The following is a 15,868-nucleotide window of genomic DNA, read 5'->3' on the forward strand; positions in this document are numbered from 1 at the left end:
TTTTCGGCGGGCGAGGGGGGCAGGGCCGACCTTCAGCTCTCCCGACGGTAGGCGGGCGCTTTGGCGGTTTTGCCCGGCTGCAGCGTGCGGAGCAGCGGCATGGCCCGGTACCGCACCACCTCCGACAACACCATCACGCTGGTCGACCGGGCGACGATCGACGACCGGTTCAGTTCGATCAGCGTCTGCTGCAGACCGAGGTGGGAGTCCGCGGCTATCCGGCACAGAATGTCGCCGGCGCCGGTCGTCGCGAACGCCTCGAGCACCCCGGGAATCGCTTCGAGGACATCGGTGATCGCTTCGAGCGCACCCTGGACGATCTCCATCGTCACGAATGCCTGGACCTCGAATCCGGCGGCCGCCAGGTCCAGCCGTGGTTCGTAGCCGGCGATGATCCCGGACTCCTCGAGTCGGCGCAGCCGTGCCGAGACCGTCGCGCGCGCCACCCGCAACCTCCGGGACAACTCCAGGGCGCCGATCTTCGGATCCGTGTGCAGCGTGTCCAGGAGCGCGAAATCCAACTCGTCCAGCTGCACGGCGTCACGCATGGCCGTTCCTTCCGAAGAGGCGGCGGAAACTGTGCCGATTGTATAGCGGCTCGCCCGGCAGCCCGCATTTTCCAGTCAGGTCGATCAGCTGGGAGAGGGGAGATTGCACCGTCGCCGCGACGGGGTTTTTCCTGGTGACACACGACACACCGATGGCGCCGCGTCCGGCGGCAGGAGGAATCGCCATGACTCTCGAGTTCACCCTCACCGACAGCGAGAAGCTCGCCCAGCTGAACCCCGAGGAACTGCGACAGCTCGTCGGCCTCGTCGAGTACGACGCCGAGCGGGACCCGTTCCCCGTCAGCGGCTGGGACGCGGTGGTGTGGGTGGTGGGCAACGCCACCCAGGCCGCGCACTACTACCAGTCCGCGTTCGGGATGGAACTGATCGCCTACTCCGGTCCCACCACCGGCAACCGCGACCACCACGCCTACGTCCTGCGCAGCGGGGCGGTGCGGTTCGTGGTCAAGGGTGCGGTCGATCCGGACAGCCCGCTCGTCGAGCATCATCGCCGGCACGGCGACGGCGTCGTGGACATCGCGCTGCAGGTGCCCGACGTCGACAAGTGCATCGCGCACGCCCGGGCCCAGGGCGCGACGGTCCTCGAGGAGCCGTACGAGATCAGCGACGAGTACGGCACGGTGCGGCTCGCCGCGATCGCCACCTACGGCGAGACGCGCCACACGCTCGTCGACCGCTCCCGCTACACGGGCCCGTATCTGCCCGGCTACGTGGAGAAGTCGTCGACCTACCGCAAGCGCGACGGCGCGCCCAAGCGGATCTTCCAGGCCCTCGACCACGTGGTCGGCAACGTCGAGCTCGGTCACATGGACGAATGGGTGGGCTTCTACAACCGCGTCATGGGCTTCACCAACATGGCCGAGTTCATCGGTGACGACATCGCCACCGACTACTCGGCCCTGATGAGCAAGGTGGTCTGCAACGGCAACCATCGCGTCAAGTTCCCGCTCAACGAGCCGGCCGTCGCGAAGAAGCGCTCGCAGATCGACGAGTACCTCGACTTCTACCGTGGTCCCGGCGCGCAGCACCTGGCGCTGGCCACCAACGACATCCTGACCGCCGTCGACCGGCTCCGCGAGGAGGGCGTGGAGTTCCTCGCCACCCCCGACGCCTACTATGAGGACCCCGAGCTGCGCGCGCGGATCGGGAACGTGCGGGTGCCGATCGAGGAACTGCAGAAGCGTGGCATCCTCGTCGACCGGGACGAGGACGGTTACCTCCTGCAGATCTTCACCAAGCCGATCACCGATCGCCCGACGGTGTTCTTCGAGCTGATCGAGCGGCACGGTTCGCTCGGCTTCGGCAAGGGCAACTTCAAGGCCCTGTTCGAGGCGATCGAGCGCGAGCAGGCGGCGCGCGGCAACTTCTGACCTGGCGCGCGGCGGGTCAGGAGATCCGGCTGACCTGCTCCCGCAGCGCGTGCTCGGTCCGTCGGACGATCGTGCCCACCAGCGGCTCGATGAGCAGTCCCGCCGCCCGGCCCGCCGCGCCGCCGGGCAGCCGGTAGCCGAAGTCGACGGCGAGGCGCATGCGACCGTCGCCCAGGTCGTCGAACTGCCACGACGACAGGGTGCGGAAGCCGGAGATCGAGCTCAGCACGATCCGATGGTTGTCCTCCCACTCGACGATCTCGAGCCGGGAGTCGAAGGTGGCCGGCCCGATCCGCATGCTCGCGTCGAAGCGCGCGCCCACGCCGCGGACCCGATCACCCACGGGCTCGAAGCGGGTGACTCCGAACATCCACTCCGGGACAGTGTGGTGATCGGCGACGTAGGCGAAGGCGGCCTGACGGTCCACGAGCGCCACCCCGTCGTGGCGCACGTGGATCATGCGGCGATCGTCAATCATACGGCGGAACCTCCGCCGGTGAACCTAGCGGACTTGCTCGCGTCTCCGGAATCCGCCCGCGCAACTGTGCGGGCGGATTCCGGACGAACGCGTGAATCTCCTTGTCCCCCAGATGCTTTTCCCCCGACGTGCGTGGAGTCGCTCACGGATGGGGCGCGATGCCGAACAGTAGTGCCTCGATCCCGGCCCGGAATGCGGCGTCGTTGTCGACGGGTGTGGCACCGGCGGTCCCGTCCGCGGAGGCGAGCAGGCCGGCCAGGTGGGGATAGTCGCCGTGGGCCAGCATGGCGGTGATGTGCTCGGCGCCGCCCCCGGCGGTGGGGGCGGACAATCCCGCCGCCTCCTGCGCGGCGAAGGTGGTGACCCACCCAGACAGCAGGGCGATTCCCATCATCGTCGCGGTGGCGTCGAGCCCGGTCGGCGCGAGGGCGCCGACCATGTGGTCGAGATAGCGCATCGAGTGCGGACCCAGTGTCGTCGGGCCCACGGTGCTCAACCACGGATGCCGGCGGTGCAGCTGCCGGGCCTGTTCCGCGAGGGCGAGGACGTCGGTCCGCACGTCCCCGGTCAGGGTCGGGTATCGGTACTCCGCGGCGACGCGGTCGACCATGAGAGCGACGAGATCGTCCTTGCCTCCGACGTAGCGGTAGAGCGAGGCGGCCGCCGTCCCGAGTTCCTGCGCGACGCGCCGCATCGAAACGGCACGCAGCCCGCCCGCGTCGGCGAGGCCGACGCATGCGTCGGCGAGCTGCTCGAGCGTGTAGGCAGGGCGCGGTCCGGGCCTGGTGTCGTCGGCTCGTAACCACAGCGAGGTCGAGGGTTCGGCATGCGGCATGGGTGCCAGCATGCACCACACGGAGAGTTGCGAACGACGTTCGCAGACGCGTACGGTGTAATTGCGAACACTGTTCCCAGTTGTGGAGGTCGGAATGACGGTTCTGGAAGCCGAGGCGCTCACCAGGCGGTACGGCAGCCACATCGTGGTCGACGGGCTGAACCTGGAGGTGCCCGCGGGTCGGGTGCACGCGCTGCTCGGCCCCAACGGCTCGGGCAAGACCACGACCGTGCGGATGCTGGCGACCCTGCTGCGACCGACCTCCGGCAGCGCCAGGATCCTCGGTCACGACACCGTCCGCGAGGCTGCCCAGGTCAAGCGCAACATCGGCTTCGTCGGCCAGTACCACGCGGTCGACCCTCGCCTCACCGGCGCCCAGAACCTGACGATGGTTGCCCGCCTGAACGGGTACGGCGCCCGGGACGCCCGCCGGCACGCGGCCGACCTGCTCGAGCGCTTCGACCTGACCGACGCCGCGGCCCGGCAGGTGCACACGTACTCCGGCGGCATGCGACGGCGGCTCGACATCGTCGCGGGCATGGTCGTCCGTCCCGCGGTGCTCTTCCTCGACGAGCCCACCACCGGCCTCGATCCCCACAGCCGAAACGAGATCTACCGGTACGTCCGGTCTTTCGTGGAGGACGGCACCACCGTCGTGCTCACGACTCAGTACCTCGAGGAGGCCGAGCGGCTGGCGGACACGGTCACCATCCTCGACGCCGGTCGGGTCGTCGCCACCGGGACGCCGGACGCGATAACCCGCACCGTGGGCAGCGGCCTCGACGTCGTCGTGCTCGATCCGCACCGGCGGAGCGACGTCGCCGCGATCGTCGGACGATTCGGCGGAAGGCCCGTCGACTCGCCGGCCCGGGACGGGAATGCGCTGCTGCGGCTGACGTTCGGATTCGACGGTGAGCCGGCCGCCCTGTTGCCGATCCTGCGTGCCCTCGACGCGGAAGGCATCGCGGTGCAGGACATCGGCCGCCGGCGCGCCACCTTGGACGACGCCTTCCTCGCACTCACCGGCCGCCCGACCGAAGGGATTTCCGCATGACCGCCCCCACCGTCACCCGCACCGTCTCGTCGGCGGCGGGTGCCTGGATTCTGTTCCTGCGCGTGGCCGCGACGTACCGGAACTCGCCCGGCCTGCTCGCGGTGACCCTTGCGGCACCGCTGGGAATGATGCTGCTGTTCGGCTTCGTGTTCGGCGGCGCGCTCGCCGGCGGATCCGACGCTCCCGCCTACCGGTCGTACCTGACGCCCGGAGTCCTCGTCCTCGTCGCGGCCATGGGGCTCGTCGTCACCGCGTCGACCGTGAACGCCGACCTCCGCAGCGGTCTGACGGATCGGCTGCGGGCCCTGCCCGTCCCGCCGGTCGCGGTGCCGGCGGGCCTTGCACTCGCGGAGACGGTGACCGGCGCCGCGGCGCTGGTGGCGATGGCCGCCGTGGGATTCCTCGCGGGATGGCGGGTCGACGCCACCCCTGCCGACGTGGCGCTTGCCGTGCTGCTGCTGCTCGCGTTCCGGTTCGCGCTCGCGTGGCTCGGGATTGTGCTCGGCGCCTCGATCCGCGACGAGCAGATGCTGCAGCAGGTGGCGCCGCTGATCTTCGGGGCGGTGATGTTCTCCAACGTCTTCGTCCCCACCGAGACGATGCCGGCCGTGGTCGCGACGATCGCCGAATGGAACCCCGTCAGCGCCGTGGTCGCGGCCCTGCGGCAGTTGTTCGGATCCGGGACGACGGTCGCCGCCGACGCGGCCTGGCCCATGCAGCATCCGGTCGTCGCGGCCTTCGCCTGGACGGCGGTGATCGTTGCCGTGTCCGTGCCGGTCGCCGTGCGACGGTACGCATCCTCCCGCTGACCGGAGCCGTGCCGGCGCAGCGGGACTCGTCGCTCAGGCGACGTGGCCGAGGTTCGAGCGCAGCGCCTGCTCGGTCTGGCGGATCGCGGTGCCCACCACCGGTTCGATGAGTTTGCCGAGCGCCCGTCCGGCCAGGCCGCCGGGGAGCTGGTAACCGAAGTCGACGTCGAGGCGGACTCGGCCGTCGCCGAGATCGGCGAGTTCCCACCACGAGGAGGTGCGGAACCCGGCGATGGAGTCGAGGACGATCCTGCGGTCGAGTTCCCAGTCGACGATCGCCAGGCGTGAATCGAGGCCCTTCGGGCCGATCTGCATGGTGGCGTCGAAGATCGCGCCGATGCCGTTGACCTGCGATCCCACCGGTTCGAAGCGGTGGACGCCGTACATCCATTCGGGGACCGTGCGGTGATCGTCGAGGTAGGCGAAGGCCACCTCGAGGGGAACCTCCGCAACGGCGCTGTGGCGGATGTGGATCATCGTGTACCTCCATGGGGGTATTACCGTTACCCACGGTATCAGGCAACTCCCGTCCCCGGGAGATCCCCAAAGTCGTCCATGCGGACGCTCGTCCTGATCTACTCATGGTGACACAGTTCACAGTGGATCCGGTGGGAGGGTGTGTGAAGACCAAGGCTGCGGTGATCAAAGGCCTCAATCAGCCGTGGGAGATCGAGGAGATCGACCTCGGAGACCCGGTCGCCGGCGAAGTACAGGTACGTCTGGCTGCTTCCGGGCTGTGCCATTCCGACGAACATCTACGCTCCGGCGCGACGCCGATGGCGTCCTTCCCCGTCCTCGGCGGGCACGAGGGCGCCGGCGTGGTCACCAAGGTCGGACCGGGAGTGACCAACATCCGGGAGGGCGACCACGTGGTGCTCGCCTTCATCCCCGCGTGCGGGCGATGCCGCGCGTGCGCGAAGGGCCTGCAGAACATCTGCGACGAGGGGGCGAACCTCCTCACCGGGCAGGCGATCGCCGACAAGACGCACCGGGTGACCCTCAATGGTGATCCGGTCATCCAGATGTGCCTGCTCGGCACGTTCGCGCCCTACGTCACCGTGCACGAGGCCTCGGTCATCAAGATCGAGGACGACATTCCGCTCGACAAGGCCGCCCTGCTCGGCTGTGGCGTTGCCACGGGCTGGGGATCCGCGACGGCGATCGGCGGAACCAGGGTGGGTGACTCCGTCGTCGTGATCGGCATCGGCGGCGTGGGCATCAACGCGGTGCAGGGGGCCGCGCACGCGGGTGCCCGGCACGTCGTCGCCATCGACCCGGTGGAGTTCAAGCGGGATCAGGCCAAGAAGTTCGGGGCAACACACACGTTCGCCTCCATCGAGGAGGCGCTGCCGGTGATCGGCGAGATCACCTGGGGTGCGATGGCCGACGTCACGATCATCACCGTCGGAGAAATCCACGGCGACATCATCGCCCCGTCCATGGCGCTGACCGGCAAGGGCGGCCAGGTGGTCGTGGTGGGTATGGGCAGCGCCGCCGACACCCAGGTGACGCTGAGCCTGTTCGAGCTGACCCTGCTGCAGAAGCGCCTGCAGGGCGCGATCTTCGGTGGGGTCGGCCCGCGCTCGCAGATCCCGAAGCTGCTCGACCTCTACCGCAGCGGACAGCTCGAACTCGACAAGCTGGTCACCAAGACATACCGGCTCGAGGACATCAACGACGGCTACGCCGACATGCACGAGGGCCGGAACCTCCGGGGCATGGTGCTCTACGGCGACGACGACTACTGACGGGAGCGGGCACCGCGATCCGGGGGCGGGCCGGCCGGCGGTGACGTTCGGCCGGCCCGCCGGCGGTGACGTTCGGCCGGCCGGGGTCGCCTACGGTGATGCCATGGAAACGCGTGAGGAAGCCGTCGAATCGGGATCGTGGCGGCAGTACGGGCCGTCGACCCTGCCCAAGCCGCTCGAGGCCGCCCTCGAGGCGTTCGCCGAGCGCGGTTACGACGGCACCTCGATCCGGGAGATCGCCGCCCGGGCCGGGCTGTCGGTGCCGGGCCTGTACCACCACTATCCGTCGAAGCAGGCGGTGCTGGTCTCGCTGACGACGGCGGTGATGGGCGACCTCCTCGACCGCAGCCGACGGGCTCTGGCGGAGGCCGGACCCACGGCCTCCGAGCGGTTCGACGCGGTCGTCGAGTCCCTGCTGCGGTTCCACATGTTCCGGCGCAATCAGGCCTTCGTCGCCTCCACCGAGATGCGCAGCATGGAACCGGACAGCCGGAAGGCCTACATCGCGTTGCGCGACGAGCAGCAGCGGATGCTCGACGAGATCGTCCGGGACGGGGTGGCGAGCGGGGAGTTCGGTACCGAGTTCCCGGAGGACGCGAGCCGGGCGGTGACCACCATGTGCGTCGCCGTCGCCGGGTGGTACCGACCGGACGGGCCGCTTGCTCCCGACGAGGTCGTCCACCGCTACCTCGCCATCGCGCGCTGCGCTGTGGGCGCACGGTAGCGACTGCGCTGTGGGCGCACGGTAGGACTGCGCCGTGGGCGCACGGTAGATCGTCCGGGTTGACCGCGCGGGGTGGGGTGTGTCACGGTTGTCGTAACCGAGCGATCGATCGGTCGGGGTGAGGAGGAGGAATCGCGATGGCTGTCGATCTGACGTACCCGGAACACGTCCAGGCACTGGTGGCGAAGACCGAGGAGTTCGTCCGGGAGCACGTGCTGCCCGTCGAGGACGCCCACAACGGTGACATCACCGCCGCGGGCGGCGACGACCTGCGGGTGAAGCTGCAGCAGGCGGCCAAGGACGCCGGCGTCTTCGCGCCGCACGCGCCGGTCGAGTACGGCGGCCACGGACTCGGCATGGTCGACCGCGCCCCGGTGTTCGAGGCGGCGGGCTACTCGCTGTTCGGGCCCATCGCGCTCAACATCGCCGCCCCCGACGAGGGCAACGTGCACATGCTCGCGCACATCGCCAGCCCGGAACAGAAGGAGCAGTTCCTCGCTCCGCTCGCCCACGGCGACGTGCGGTCCGGATTCGCGATGACCGAACCGGCACCCGGCGCCGGGTCCGACCCCAACGCGCTCACCACCCGCGCCGAGAAGGTCCCCGGCGGCTGGAAGATCAACGGCCGCAAGTACTTCATCACCGGAGCCGACGGCGCGGGCTTCTTCATCATCATGGCCCGCACCTCCGGCGAACCCGGACAGCGCGGCGGGGCCACGATGTTCCTCGCCCCCGCCGACACCCCGGGCCTGACCGTCGGCCGGCACATCGACACCATCGACCGCGCCATGATCGGCGGTCACTGCGAGGTGTTCTTCGAGGACCTGTTCGTGCCGGATTCCGCCGTCCTCGGTGAGGTCGACCAGGGCTTCGCCTACGCGCAGGTGCGGCTCGGACCCGCCCGCATGACGCACGTGATGCGCTGGCTCGGCGCGGCGCGTCGCGGCCACGACATCGCCGTCGCCCGCGTCGCCGAGCGGGAAGGTTTCGGCGGCAAGCTCGGCGACCTCGGCATGATCCAGAAGATGGTCGCCGACAACGAGATCGACATCGCTGCCACTCGCGCCCTGCTGACGCAGGCGTGCTGGGAACTCGACCAGGGCTCGCACGCATCCAACTCCACGTCCATCGCCAAGACCTTCGCGGCCGAGGCGGTGTTCCGCATCGTCGACCGGTCGATGCAGATGTGCGGCGGCCTCGGCGTCTCCGCCGACCTGCCCGTCGCGCGGCTCGCCCGCGAGGTCCGCCCGTTCCGCATCTACGACGGGCCTTCCGAGGTGCACCGCTGGGCCATCGCCAAGCGCGCCGTCGGCGCCGCGAAGAAGGCCGCCGCCGCGAAGGAGAGCCGGGCATGAAGACCGCACAGCACGAGGGACTCGACCTGAGCGCCCTGCAGCGCTATCTGGAGGACGCGGGCGTCACCCTCGACGGCGAACTGCGCGCCGAACTCATCTCCGGTGGCAAGTCGAATCTGACCTACGCGATCTTCGACGACACGTCGCGGTGGGTGCTGCGCCGGCCGCCGACGGCGGGGCTCACCCCGTCCGCGCACGACGTCGCCCGCGAGTTCCGCATCACGTCGGCGCTGCAGGGTTGCGGCGTGCCGGTCGCGCAGACCGTCGCCCTGTGCGAGGACGACTCCGTGATGGGTGCTCCGTTCACCGTCGTCGAGCACATCGCCGGCCGGGTGATCCGCACGACCGAGGACCTCGCCACCCTGAGCGACGACGAGATCGAATCGTGCACCGGCGAGCTCGTCCGCGTCCTCGCCGCCCTGCACTCGGTGGACTACGAGGCCGTCGGCCTCGGAAACCTCGGCCGCCCCGACGGGTACGTCACCCGGCAGGTGAAGCTGTGGGCGGGCCAGTGGGGCCGGGTCAAGACCCGCGACCTCGACGACCTCGATCGGCTCCACGCCGCCCTCGCCGACGCGATCCCCGCGTCGTCGGCGGCGTCGATCGTGCACGGCGACTATCGGATCGACAACACGATTCTCGATCCCGTCGACGCCGGAAAGATTGCGGCGGTGGTGGATTGGGAGCTGTCCACGCTCGGCGACCCGCTCACCGACGTCGCCCTGATGTGCGTGTACCGAAACCCCGCGCTCGATCAGGTGCTCGGCGAATCCGCCGCGTGGACCAGCCCGCGCCTGCCGTCGGCCGACGACCTCGCGCAGCGCTACGCGGTGGCGACGGGCCGCGAACTCGCCCACTGGAACTTCTACATGGGCCTGGCGAACTTCAAGCTCGCCGTCATCGCCGAGGGCATCAACCACCGCTGGCGCGTGGGGGCGACCGTCGGCGACGGCTTCGACAGGGCAGGGGAGGCCGTGCCGGTCTTCGCGGCCGCCGGCCTGGAGGCACTGCGGGGAGGCGTAGCGTGACAACCGATCTCGTGAACCCCAGCGCCCTGGTCACCGGCGCGTCCCGCGGCATCGGGCTCGGTGTCGCCACCCGTCTCGCGGAGCAGGGCTACGGTCTGACGCTCACCGCGCGCGACGAGGCGCGGCTCGACGCGGTGGCCGCCGGCCTGCGCGCGGCCGGTGCGCCGGAGGTCCGGGTCGTCGCCGCCGACCTCGGCGACCCCGAGACCGCGGCGCGCGTCGTCGCGGCGCACGAGGAGACGTTCGGCAGCATGCGGGCGCTCGTGCTCAACGCCGGCGTCGGCACCGCCGGCACCATCGCCGAGTTCCCGATGCGGCGCTTCGGCAAGACGGTGTCCGTCAACTTCGAGACCCCCTTCGCCCTGATCCAGGCATCGTTGCCGCTGCTGCGCAAGGCCGCGACCGCCGCCCCGGGCCGTGGTGCGAAAGTGGTTGCGCTGTCCTCGATCAGCGGCGTCTACGCCGAGGCCGGCCTGGCCGTGTACGGGGCGACGAAGGCGGCGCTGATCTCTCTGGTCGAGACGCTCAACGCCGAGGAGTCCGGCAACGGCGTCAGTGCGTCCGCGATCGCACCCGCCTACGTCGACACCGACATGTCCGACTGGATCAAGGACCGCATTCCCGCCGAGGAGATGCTCGAGGTGAACGACGTCGTCGAACTCGTCGACGCGGTGCTGCGGCTGTCCTCCCGTGCGGTGCTGCCGCGCCTGGTGCTCAGCCGGGCCGGGACGGACGCCTACCGGGCCTGAACCCTCACCGGCCGTTCGCGAGCGCGCGGACGGCCGGGCTGGTCGCGTGCCGGACGAACGCGCAGTCCGCGAGGCGTTCGGCCGTTCCGAGCGTGAGCGTCATGTCGACCGAGTCGGCGAGCCGGTAGGGACGGCTCTCGACGACGGAGCCGAGCACGCGGCGCAGCCGGGACACCTCCGCCCGCACCGCGACGGCGTGGTCCGGGTCGCCGTAGATGCCGTTGCTCACCTCGGTCACGGTCATTCCCTGCGGCCCCCTCAGATGCAGAAGAAGCAGGATCTCTGCGTGCCGGGCCGACAGCGAGCTGCGCCACGTCGAGTCGGCGCCGCTGACGACGACCGTCGGCGTGCCGGACAGGTCCAGTTCCATCGCGATCCGCGCCGGGCCACCCGCGGGCCGGATCAGCCAGCCGTGTGCGAGCTGCTCCGGCACGCACAGGCCGAGGCCGGGCACGCTCAACGTCCGCTCGGACGTCGGAGCCGCCACGCGCTTGGTGGCCGCGACGCCCGACGCGTGCGCCACCCACCCGTGCTCGTCGACGAGCAGCAGCGGCCCGCTCATCGAGGCGAGCACCGGCGCCGCGGCCGTGCGCAGCCGTTCGAGCCGGTTCTCGTGCAACCGCCACAGCTGCGCCTCGGCGAGCCGCACCGCCGTCTCGACGAGGGCGCTGATGGTGGGGTGCAGGGTCAGGGCAGGGCCGCTCACGTCGACGACGCCGAGGAGCTCCCCGGTGCGCGGATCGTGGATCGGTGCCGCGGTGCAGTACCAGGGGTGCTGGGACTGCTCGAAGTGCTCGGCGGAGAACAGCTGTACCGGCGCGGCCTCGGCGAGGGCCGTCCCGATCGCGTTGGTCCCCACGGTCGACTCCGTCCACCGGGCGCCTTCGGTGAATCCGAGGCTGTCGGCGCGGCTGCGCACCTTGGCCGAGCCGGCCCGCCACAGCACGATCCCGTCCGCGTCGGTCACCACCATCAACATGTGCGACGCCTCGGCCACCGAGCACACCACCTGCTCGAGGTCGCCGATCACCCCCGACAGCGGGGAATTCCGCCGGCGCCGCTCGACCTCGGCGAGCGGCAGCAGGGCCCGGGCGTTGCTGCCGTCGGGGGCGAGTCCGGCCCCGAGCACCCGCGTCCACGATCGCGCGACCACCGACCGCGGCCGCAACGGCGAACGACCGCCGCCGATGACCGCATCGTGCATGCGCGCCAGTTCGCGCGCGTATCGATGCAGGTCGGTGCCGGGTTCGATGGCGCTGAAGTTGACCACGGTCTCCATCTCTCGTCGGTCGGGTTGCGGTGAGCATATGCCCGGAGATGTGTCCGGCACCACACCCGGCGTGCGGCGGTGCCGCGGCGCAACGCACTGCAACGCTTGTTGCGGCGACGCCCGCGCTGTGTTCTGGATCACGCGCCGGCCTCGGTAGCGGCGCACCCGGATGGTCCCGCGTCGGACACGGCCGAACAGGTCCGACGCCCGTACAGCGAGGAGATCGATCCATGAAGGCAGCCCGCTTCCACGGCCCCGGGGACATCCGGGTCGAGGATGTCCCCGAACCGGCGACCCGGCCCGGAACCGTCAAGGTCGAGGTCGAGTGGTGCGGCATCTGCGGCACCGACCTGCACGAGTACCTCGAGGGCCCGATCTTCGCCCCGCCCGTCGACGCACCGCACCCCATCACCGGTGAGACCGTGCCGATCACGCTCGGTCACGAGTTCGCCGGTGTCGTCGCGGAAGTGGGCGACGGCGTGGACGACGTGCGGGTGGGCGACCGGGTGGTCGTCGAGCCGTACATCATCTGCGGCCGCTGCGACGCCTGCCGCAACGGCCGTTACAACGTGTGCAGCACACTGGGATTCGTGGGCCTGTCGGGGTACGGCGGCGGCTTCTCGCAGTACGTCGTCGCCGAGCGGCGCTGGATCCATCCGCTCGGCGAACTCGGCACCGACGTCGGCGCCCTCGTCGAACCGCTCGCCGTCGCGTACCACGCCGTGCGACTGTCCGGCGCGCAACCGAGCCATTCCGCGCTCGTGTTCGGGGCCGGGCCGATCGGTCTCGTCACCACCTCGGCGCTGCGCGCCGCCGGGGTCGAGCAGATCATCGTCGTCGAACCGGCCGAGGTGCGGAAGAAGAAGGCCGAGCCGGCCGGGGCGGATCACATCATCGACCCGCGCGACGGCGACGTCACCGAGCAGGTGCTGGAGCTGACCGGCGGCCGCGGCGCCGACGTCTCCTTCGAATGCGCCGGCATCGACGCCGTGCTGAAGTCCGCGATCCTGTCCACTCGCGCCGGTGGCACGTGCGTGAACGTCGCGATCTGGGGCCACGAGGCGTCCGTCGCCATGAACGACCTCGTCTTCCGCGAGGTCAACCTGCTCGGCAGCCTGGCCTATGCGAACGACCATCCCGCCACGATCGAGATGATCGCCTCCGGCAAGGTCGACCCCTACCAGTTCATCACCGGCCGGATCGCGCTCGACGACATCGTCGAGAGTGGTTTCGAGGAACTGATCAACAACAAGGAGGAGAACGTCAAGATTCTCGTCCAGCCGTGACGATCAGTCCTCGTCGTCGTTCTCCTTGTCCTCGCCGCGGCGGCGCAGGAAGTTGAAGCCGGGCACACCGACGATCGCCTGCCGCACGTCCTTCGCGACGCCGAGCAGTTCGTGGATCTCCGGGGCGACGCTCTCGAGCGTGCCCAGGATCGGCATCAGGGCCGTCATCCGGTCCGCGAGCTCGGGCAGCTGATCGAGCAGGACGACCGCGGCGTGGACCTCCTCGGCGCTGAGTTCCTCGATGAACTGGCCCGCGAGCGGCGCGGCCCGGGTCGCCATCGGCGCGTAGGTGTCGAGCAGTTCGCCGGCCGCGTCGGACGTGCGGCCGGCGGACGACACCACATCCTGCGCGCGGTGGGCCACCGCCGCGGCGTCGCCGACCACCGTCGAGCTGCGGTCGATGACCTCGTCGACCCGGCCGACGGCGGCGCGGGCGTCCGTGACGACCTCGTCGATGCGCGCGACGATCGCGCGGGCGTCGGTGACGACGTCGTCGACCCGGGCGACGAGCGCCTCGGTGGCCTCGAACAGGCTCGTGACCCGCCCCGGAACGGACACCGCGAACTCGGCGACCTCCACGGTCCGGTCCAGGGCGATGCGGGCGGCTCCGAGGGGCGCGGCGAGAAGCGACATCATGTGCTCATCCTGCCGGACCGGAGTGCGTGGCCCGGCGGCAGGACCGCGGCGGTTCAGGCCGCGGCGTATCACGGATGAACATCGCCTGGTCTACAAAGTCACCGACGCAGAGGTCCGCATCGCCGTCTGCCGGTATCACTAGGACGTTGAGCGTGTCTCGACCAGTTCCTCCCGGTGGCAACGGGGGTCGCTGGCCTCTTGTGAAGCAGCGGGAACCCGGCGCACGCTGGACGTATGGCAGTCGCACCGAAGATTGCGGTGGCGGGCGCGGCGACGGCCGTGGTCTACGGGAGCCTCGTGCGTCCCCGGCTCGTGCGGTGGGGTGCCACCGACGAGGAGATCAACGGACCGTTCCCCGGTGCGGAGTTGGTTCCCGACGGGGAGCGGTCGGGGGCGATGGCCGTCACCATCGACGCGCCGCCCGAGCAGGTCTGGCCGTGGTTGGTGCAGATGGGCTGGGACCGCGGTGGGTGGTACTCCTGGGATCACCTGGACAATGCCGGTCGCCCGAGTGCCTGGGAAGTGCATCCGGAATGGCAGGACATTCGTCCCGGCGACTACCTGAAGTACTGGGCGCCCGGAGCGGGACCCATGAACGCGTATGCGGTGGCGCGGATCGAACCGAATCGATTCCTCGGTCTGCACGGATTGAGCGATCTCCGAGGCCGCACCCTCGACCCCGAGCAACCGCGACCGTCCGCCTACCTGGAAGGGCTGTGGGGCTTCCAGCTCAACGAACTGCCCGGTGGGCGCACCCGCCTCGTCGTCAGCGGGTACCAAGCCGGTCGTCCCCGCTGGCTCGGACGCGTCGTCTACTTCTGGATCTTCCCGCCGGTCGTGTGGATCATGCAGGCACGCATGCTGGCGGTCCTCAAACGGAACATCGAAAATGCCGCGCGGGCAAACGGTCCGAACACAGCGACGGACGTGGCGACGCGACGCAACGACGACCGTCCTTCGTCGGCGGCGGTCACGAGGCGCGGCGGCCTGCACCGGGTCCGACCCGGTCGAATCCCGATCCGGGACACCTCCCTCTATGTCGACGTCGTCGGGCAGGGGCCTCCGCTCGTGCTCATGCACGGCGGACCGTCGGCGGACCTGTGGACGATGCAGTCCCTCCGGCAGTGCGCGGATCGATTCACCCTGGTGTTCTACGACCACCGCTGCAACGGACGGTCTGTCGGCGCCCCGGTCAGCTCGATGACGTGGGAGAACCTCACCGCGGACGCCGACGCCCTGCGCGAGCGACTCGGGTTCGAGCGGTGGGCCGTGCTTGGGCACTCGTTCGGCGGGCAGGTCGCGCTCGAGTACGCGCTGCGTTACCCCGACCGGGTCTCGCACCTCGTCCTCCTCGGCACCGGCGCCGACAGTCACTGGCAGCGGCAGAACGCACCCGAGGTGCTCCGCGAACGCGGCTACGGACGCAAGAAGGTGGAGCTGACCCGGCGGTGGTTCACCGGCGAGTTCAATCCCCGCGAGTACTTCCCGATCTTCGCGCAGATCGGGGGCACATACTTCTACCGGTCCGGCCTCGGCGTGCTGGCACACGAACTGAAGATCGGAGCGTGGCGCTCGAGGCCACGGGCGGAGCCGCTCATTTTCGCCGGCCGGCACCTGATGAGGGATTGGACGGTCGCGGACCGTCTCGGCGAGATCACCGCCCCGACGCTCGTCGTGGCCGGGCGCGACGACTTCGTGTTCCCGCCGCAGTCTCAACGGGAGCTGGCCGCCGGTATCCCCCATGCGCGCCTTCGGATCATCGACCGGGCCGGTCACAATCCACACGACGAGCAGACCGCGGAGGTCGTGCAGGCGCTCGAAGACTTCCTCGGTGCCGACGCCGCCCCCGGGTAGATCGCGCGCGTCGGTTGGGGCGTCGGCGAACGTGCCGCGGCAGGGCGCTTCGAGGAGAAGGACGCCCTGCGGGCGGCTGTCCTCGCCCGAGCGGAGACCCTTC

17 protein-coding genes are annotated in these 15,868 nt (G+C 70.2%); 11 read left to right on the forward strand and 6 right to left on the reverse strand.

What is annotated here, in order from left to right; all coding sequences use genetic code 11:
* Positions 1-32: 32 nt before the first annotated feature.
* Positions 33-548 (reverse strand): winged helix-turn-helix transcriptional regulator, encoded by a 516-nt coding sequence (locus G6038_RS12910; protein ID WP_165038210.1) that lies wholly within the window; start codon positions 546-548, stop codon positions 33-35.
* Positions 549-733: 185 nt separating this feature from the next.
* Here G6038_RS12910 and hppD point away from each other — a divergent pair, with 185 nt between their 5' ends.
* A complete protein-coding gene (gene hppD / locus G6038_RS12915; RefSeq protein WP_006940681.1) occupies positions 734-1,939 on the forward strand; it encodes a 4-hydroxyphenylpyruvate dioxygenase in 1,206 nt (401 codons plus the stop codon).
* A 16-nt stretch (positions 1,940-1,955) separates the two neighbouring features.
* Here the strand turns inward: hppD and G6038_RS12920 are convergent, their stop codons facing one another.
* Both G6038_RS12920 and G6038_RS12925 read right to left on the reverse strand, forming a co-directional pair.
* A complete protein-coding gene (locus G6038_RS12920) occupies positions 1,956-2,399 on the reverse strand; it encodes an SRPBCC family protein (RefSeq protein WP_165038266.1) in 444 nt (147 codons plus the stop codon).
* Between the two features lie 160 nt (positions 2,400-2,559).
* The gene (locus G6038_RS12925) at positions 2,560-3,252 is read right to left on the reverse strand and encodes a TetR/AcrR family transcriptional regulator (RefSeq protein WP_240918464.1); all 693 of its coding nucleotides are present in this window, start codon (positions 3,250-3,252) and stop codon (positions 2,560-2,562) included.
* A gap of 94 nt (positions 3,253-3,346) precedes the next feature.
* Here G6038_RS12925 and G6038_RS12930 point away from each other — a divergent pair, with 94 nt between their 5' ends.
* Together G6038_RS12930 and G6038_RS12935 are read left to right on the forward strand one after the other, a co-directional pair.
* A complete protein-coding gene (locus G6038_RS12930) occupies positions 3,347-4,306 on the forward strand; it encodes an ATP-binding cassette domain-containing protein (RefSeq protein WP_206024652.1) in 960 nt (319 codons plus the stop codon).
* The gene (locus G6038_RS12935; RefSeq protein WP_165038216.1) at positions 4,303-5,115 is read left to right on the forward strand and encodes an ABC transporter permease; all 813 of its coding nucleotides are present in this window, start codon (positions 4,303-4,305) and stop codon (positions 5,113-5,115) included. Before G6038_RS12930 ends, G6038_RS12935 begins: the two co-directional genes overlap by 4 nt.
* A gap of 33 nt (positions 5,116-5,148) precedes the next feature.
* Here G6038_RS12935 and G6038_RS12940 read toward each other — a convergent pair whose 3' ends face one another.
* Complete coding sequence (locus G6038_RS12940) at positions 5,149-5,592, reverse strand: SRPBCC family protein (RefSeq protein ID WP_165038218.1); 444 nt, start codon at positions 5,590-5,592, stop codon at positions 5,149-5,151.
* Between the two features lie 143 nt (positions 5,593-5,735).
* Between G6038_RS12940 and G6038_RS12945 the strand changes: the two genes are divergently transcribed.
* The 5 genes from G6038_RS12945 to G6038_RS12965 all read left to right on the forward strand — a co-directional run bounded on the left by G6038_RS12945 (position 5,736) and on the right by G6038_RS12965 (position 10,719).
* Complete coding sequence (locus G6038_RS12945) at positions 5,736-6,863, forward strand: NDMA-dependent alcohol dehydrogenase (RefSeq protein WP_165038220.1); 1,128 nt, start codon at positions 5,736-5,738, stop codon at positions 6,861-6,863.
* Positions 6,864-6,966: 103 nt separating this feature from the next.
* Positions 6,967-7,587, forward strand: coding sequence for a TetR/AcrR family transcriptional regulator (locus G6038_RS12950; RefSeq protein WP_165038222.1), 621 nt, complete (start codon positions 6,967-6,969; stop codon positions 7,585-7,587).
* A gap of 137 nt (positions 7,588-7,724) precedes the next feature.
* Positions 7,725-8,942, forward strand: coding sequence for an acyl-CoA dehydrogenase family protein (locus tag G6038_RS12955; RefSeq protein WP_165038224.1), 1,218 nt, complete (start codon positions 7,725-7,727; stop codon positions 8,940-8,942).
* Positions 8,939-9,970: a phosphotransferase family protein gene (locus G6038_RS12960; RefSeq protein WP_165038226.1), complete on the forward strand. Its 1,032-nt coding sequence runs from the start codon at positions 8,939-8,941 to the stop codon at positions 9,968-9,970. The genes G6038_RS12955 and G6038_RS12960 overlap by 4 nt, the downstream gene beginning before the upstream one ends.
* A gap of 11 nt (positions 9,971-9,981) precedes the next feature.
* On the forward strand, positions 9,982-10,719 hold the full coding sequence (locus G6038_RS12965; RefSeq protein ID WP_165038268.1) for an SDR family oxidoreductase: 738 nt from the start codon (positions 9,982-9,984) through the stop codon (positions 10,717-10,719).
* A 4-nt stretch (positions 10,720-10,723) separates the two neighbouring features.
* On the opposite strand, the gene G6038_RS12970 is transcribed toward G6038_RS12965, so the two are convergent.
* The gene (locus G6038_RS12970; RefSeq protein WP_165038270.1) at positions 10,724-11,989 is read right to left on the reverse strand and encodes a GAF domain-containing protein; all 1,266 of its coding nucleotides are present in this window, start codon (positions 11,987-11,989) and stop codon (positions 10,724-10,726) included.
* Between the two features lie 230 nt (positions 11,990-12,219).
* Here G6038_RS12970 and G6038_RS12975 point away from each other — a divergent pair, with 230 nt between their 5' ends.
* Positions 12,220-13,275, forward strand: coding sequence for a 2,3-butanediol dehydrogenase (locus G6038_RS12975; protein WP_165038228.1), 1,056 nt, complete (start codon positions 12,220-12,222; stop codon positions 13,273-13,275).
* Positions 13,276-13,278: 3 nt separating this feature from the next.
* Here G6038_RS12975 and G6038_RS12980 read toward each other — a convergent pair whose 3' ends face one another.
* The gene (locus G6038_RS12980; protein ID WP_165038229.1) at positions 13,279-13,911 is read right to left on the reverse strand and encodes a ribulose 1,5-bisphosphate carboxylase large subunit; all 633 of its coding nucleotides are present in this window, start codon (positions 13,909-13,911) and stop codon (positions 13,279-13,281) included.
* Between G6038_RS12980 and G6038_RS31295 the strand changes: the two genes are divergently transcribed.
* Both G6038_RS31295 and G6038_RS12990 read left to right on the forward strand, forming a co-directional pair.
* Entirely contained in the window at positions 13,910-14,053 is a 144-nt protein-coding gene (locus G6038_RS31295; RefSeq protein ID WP_240918465.1) for a type II toxin-antitoxin system YoeB family toxin, read from the forward strand. The two genes, G6038_RS12980 and G6038_RS31295, sit on opposite strands and share 2 nt — an antisense overlap.
* Before the next feature lie 92 nt (positions 14,054-14,145).
* The gene (locus tag G6038_RS12990) at positions 14,146-15,765 is read left to right on the forward strand and encodes an alpha/beta fold hydrolase (protein WP_165038231.1); all 1,620 of its coding nucleotides are present in this window, start codon (positions 14,146-14,148) and stop codon (positions 15,763-15,765) included.
* Positions 15,766-15,868: the final 103 nt, after the last annotated feature.

The organism is Rhodococcus sp. 14C212 (assembly GCF_011058195.1).
Classification (GTDB): domain Bacteria; phylum Actinomycetota; class Actinomycetes; order Mycobacteriales; family Mycobacteriaceae; genus Rhodococcus; species Rhodococcus aetherivorans.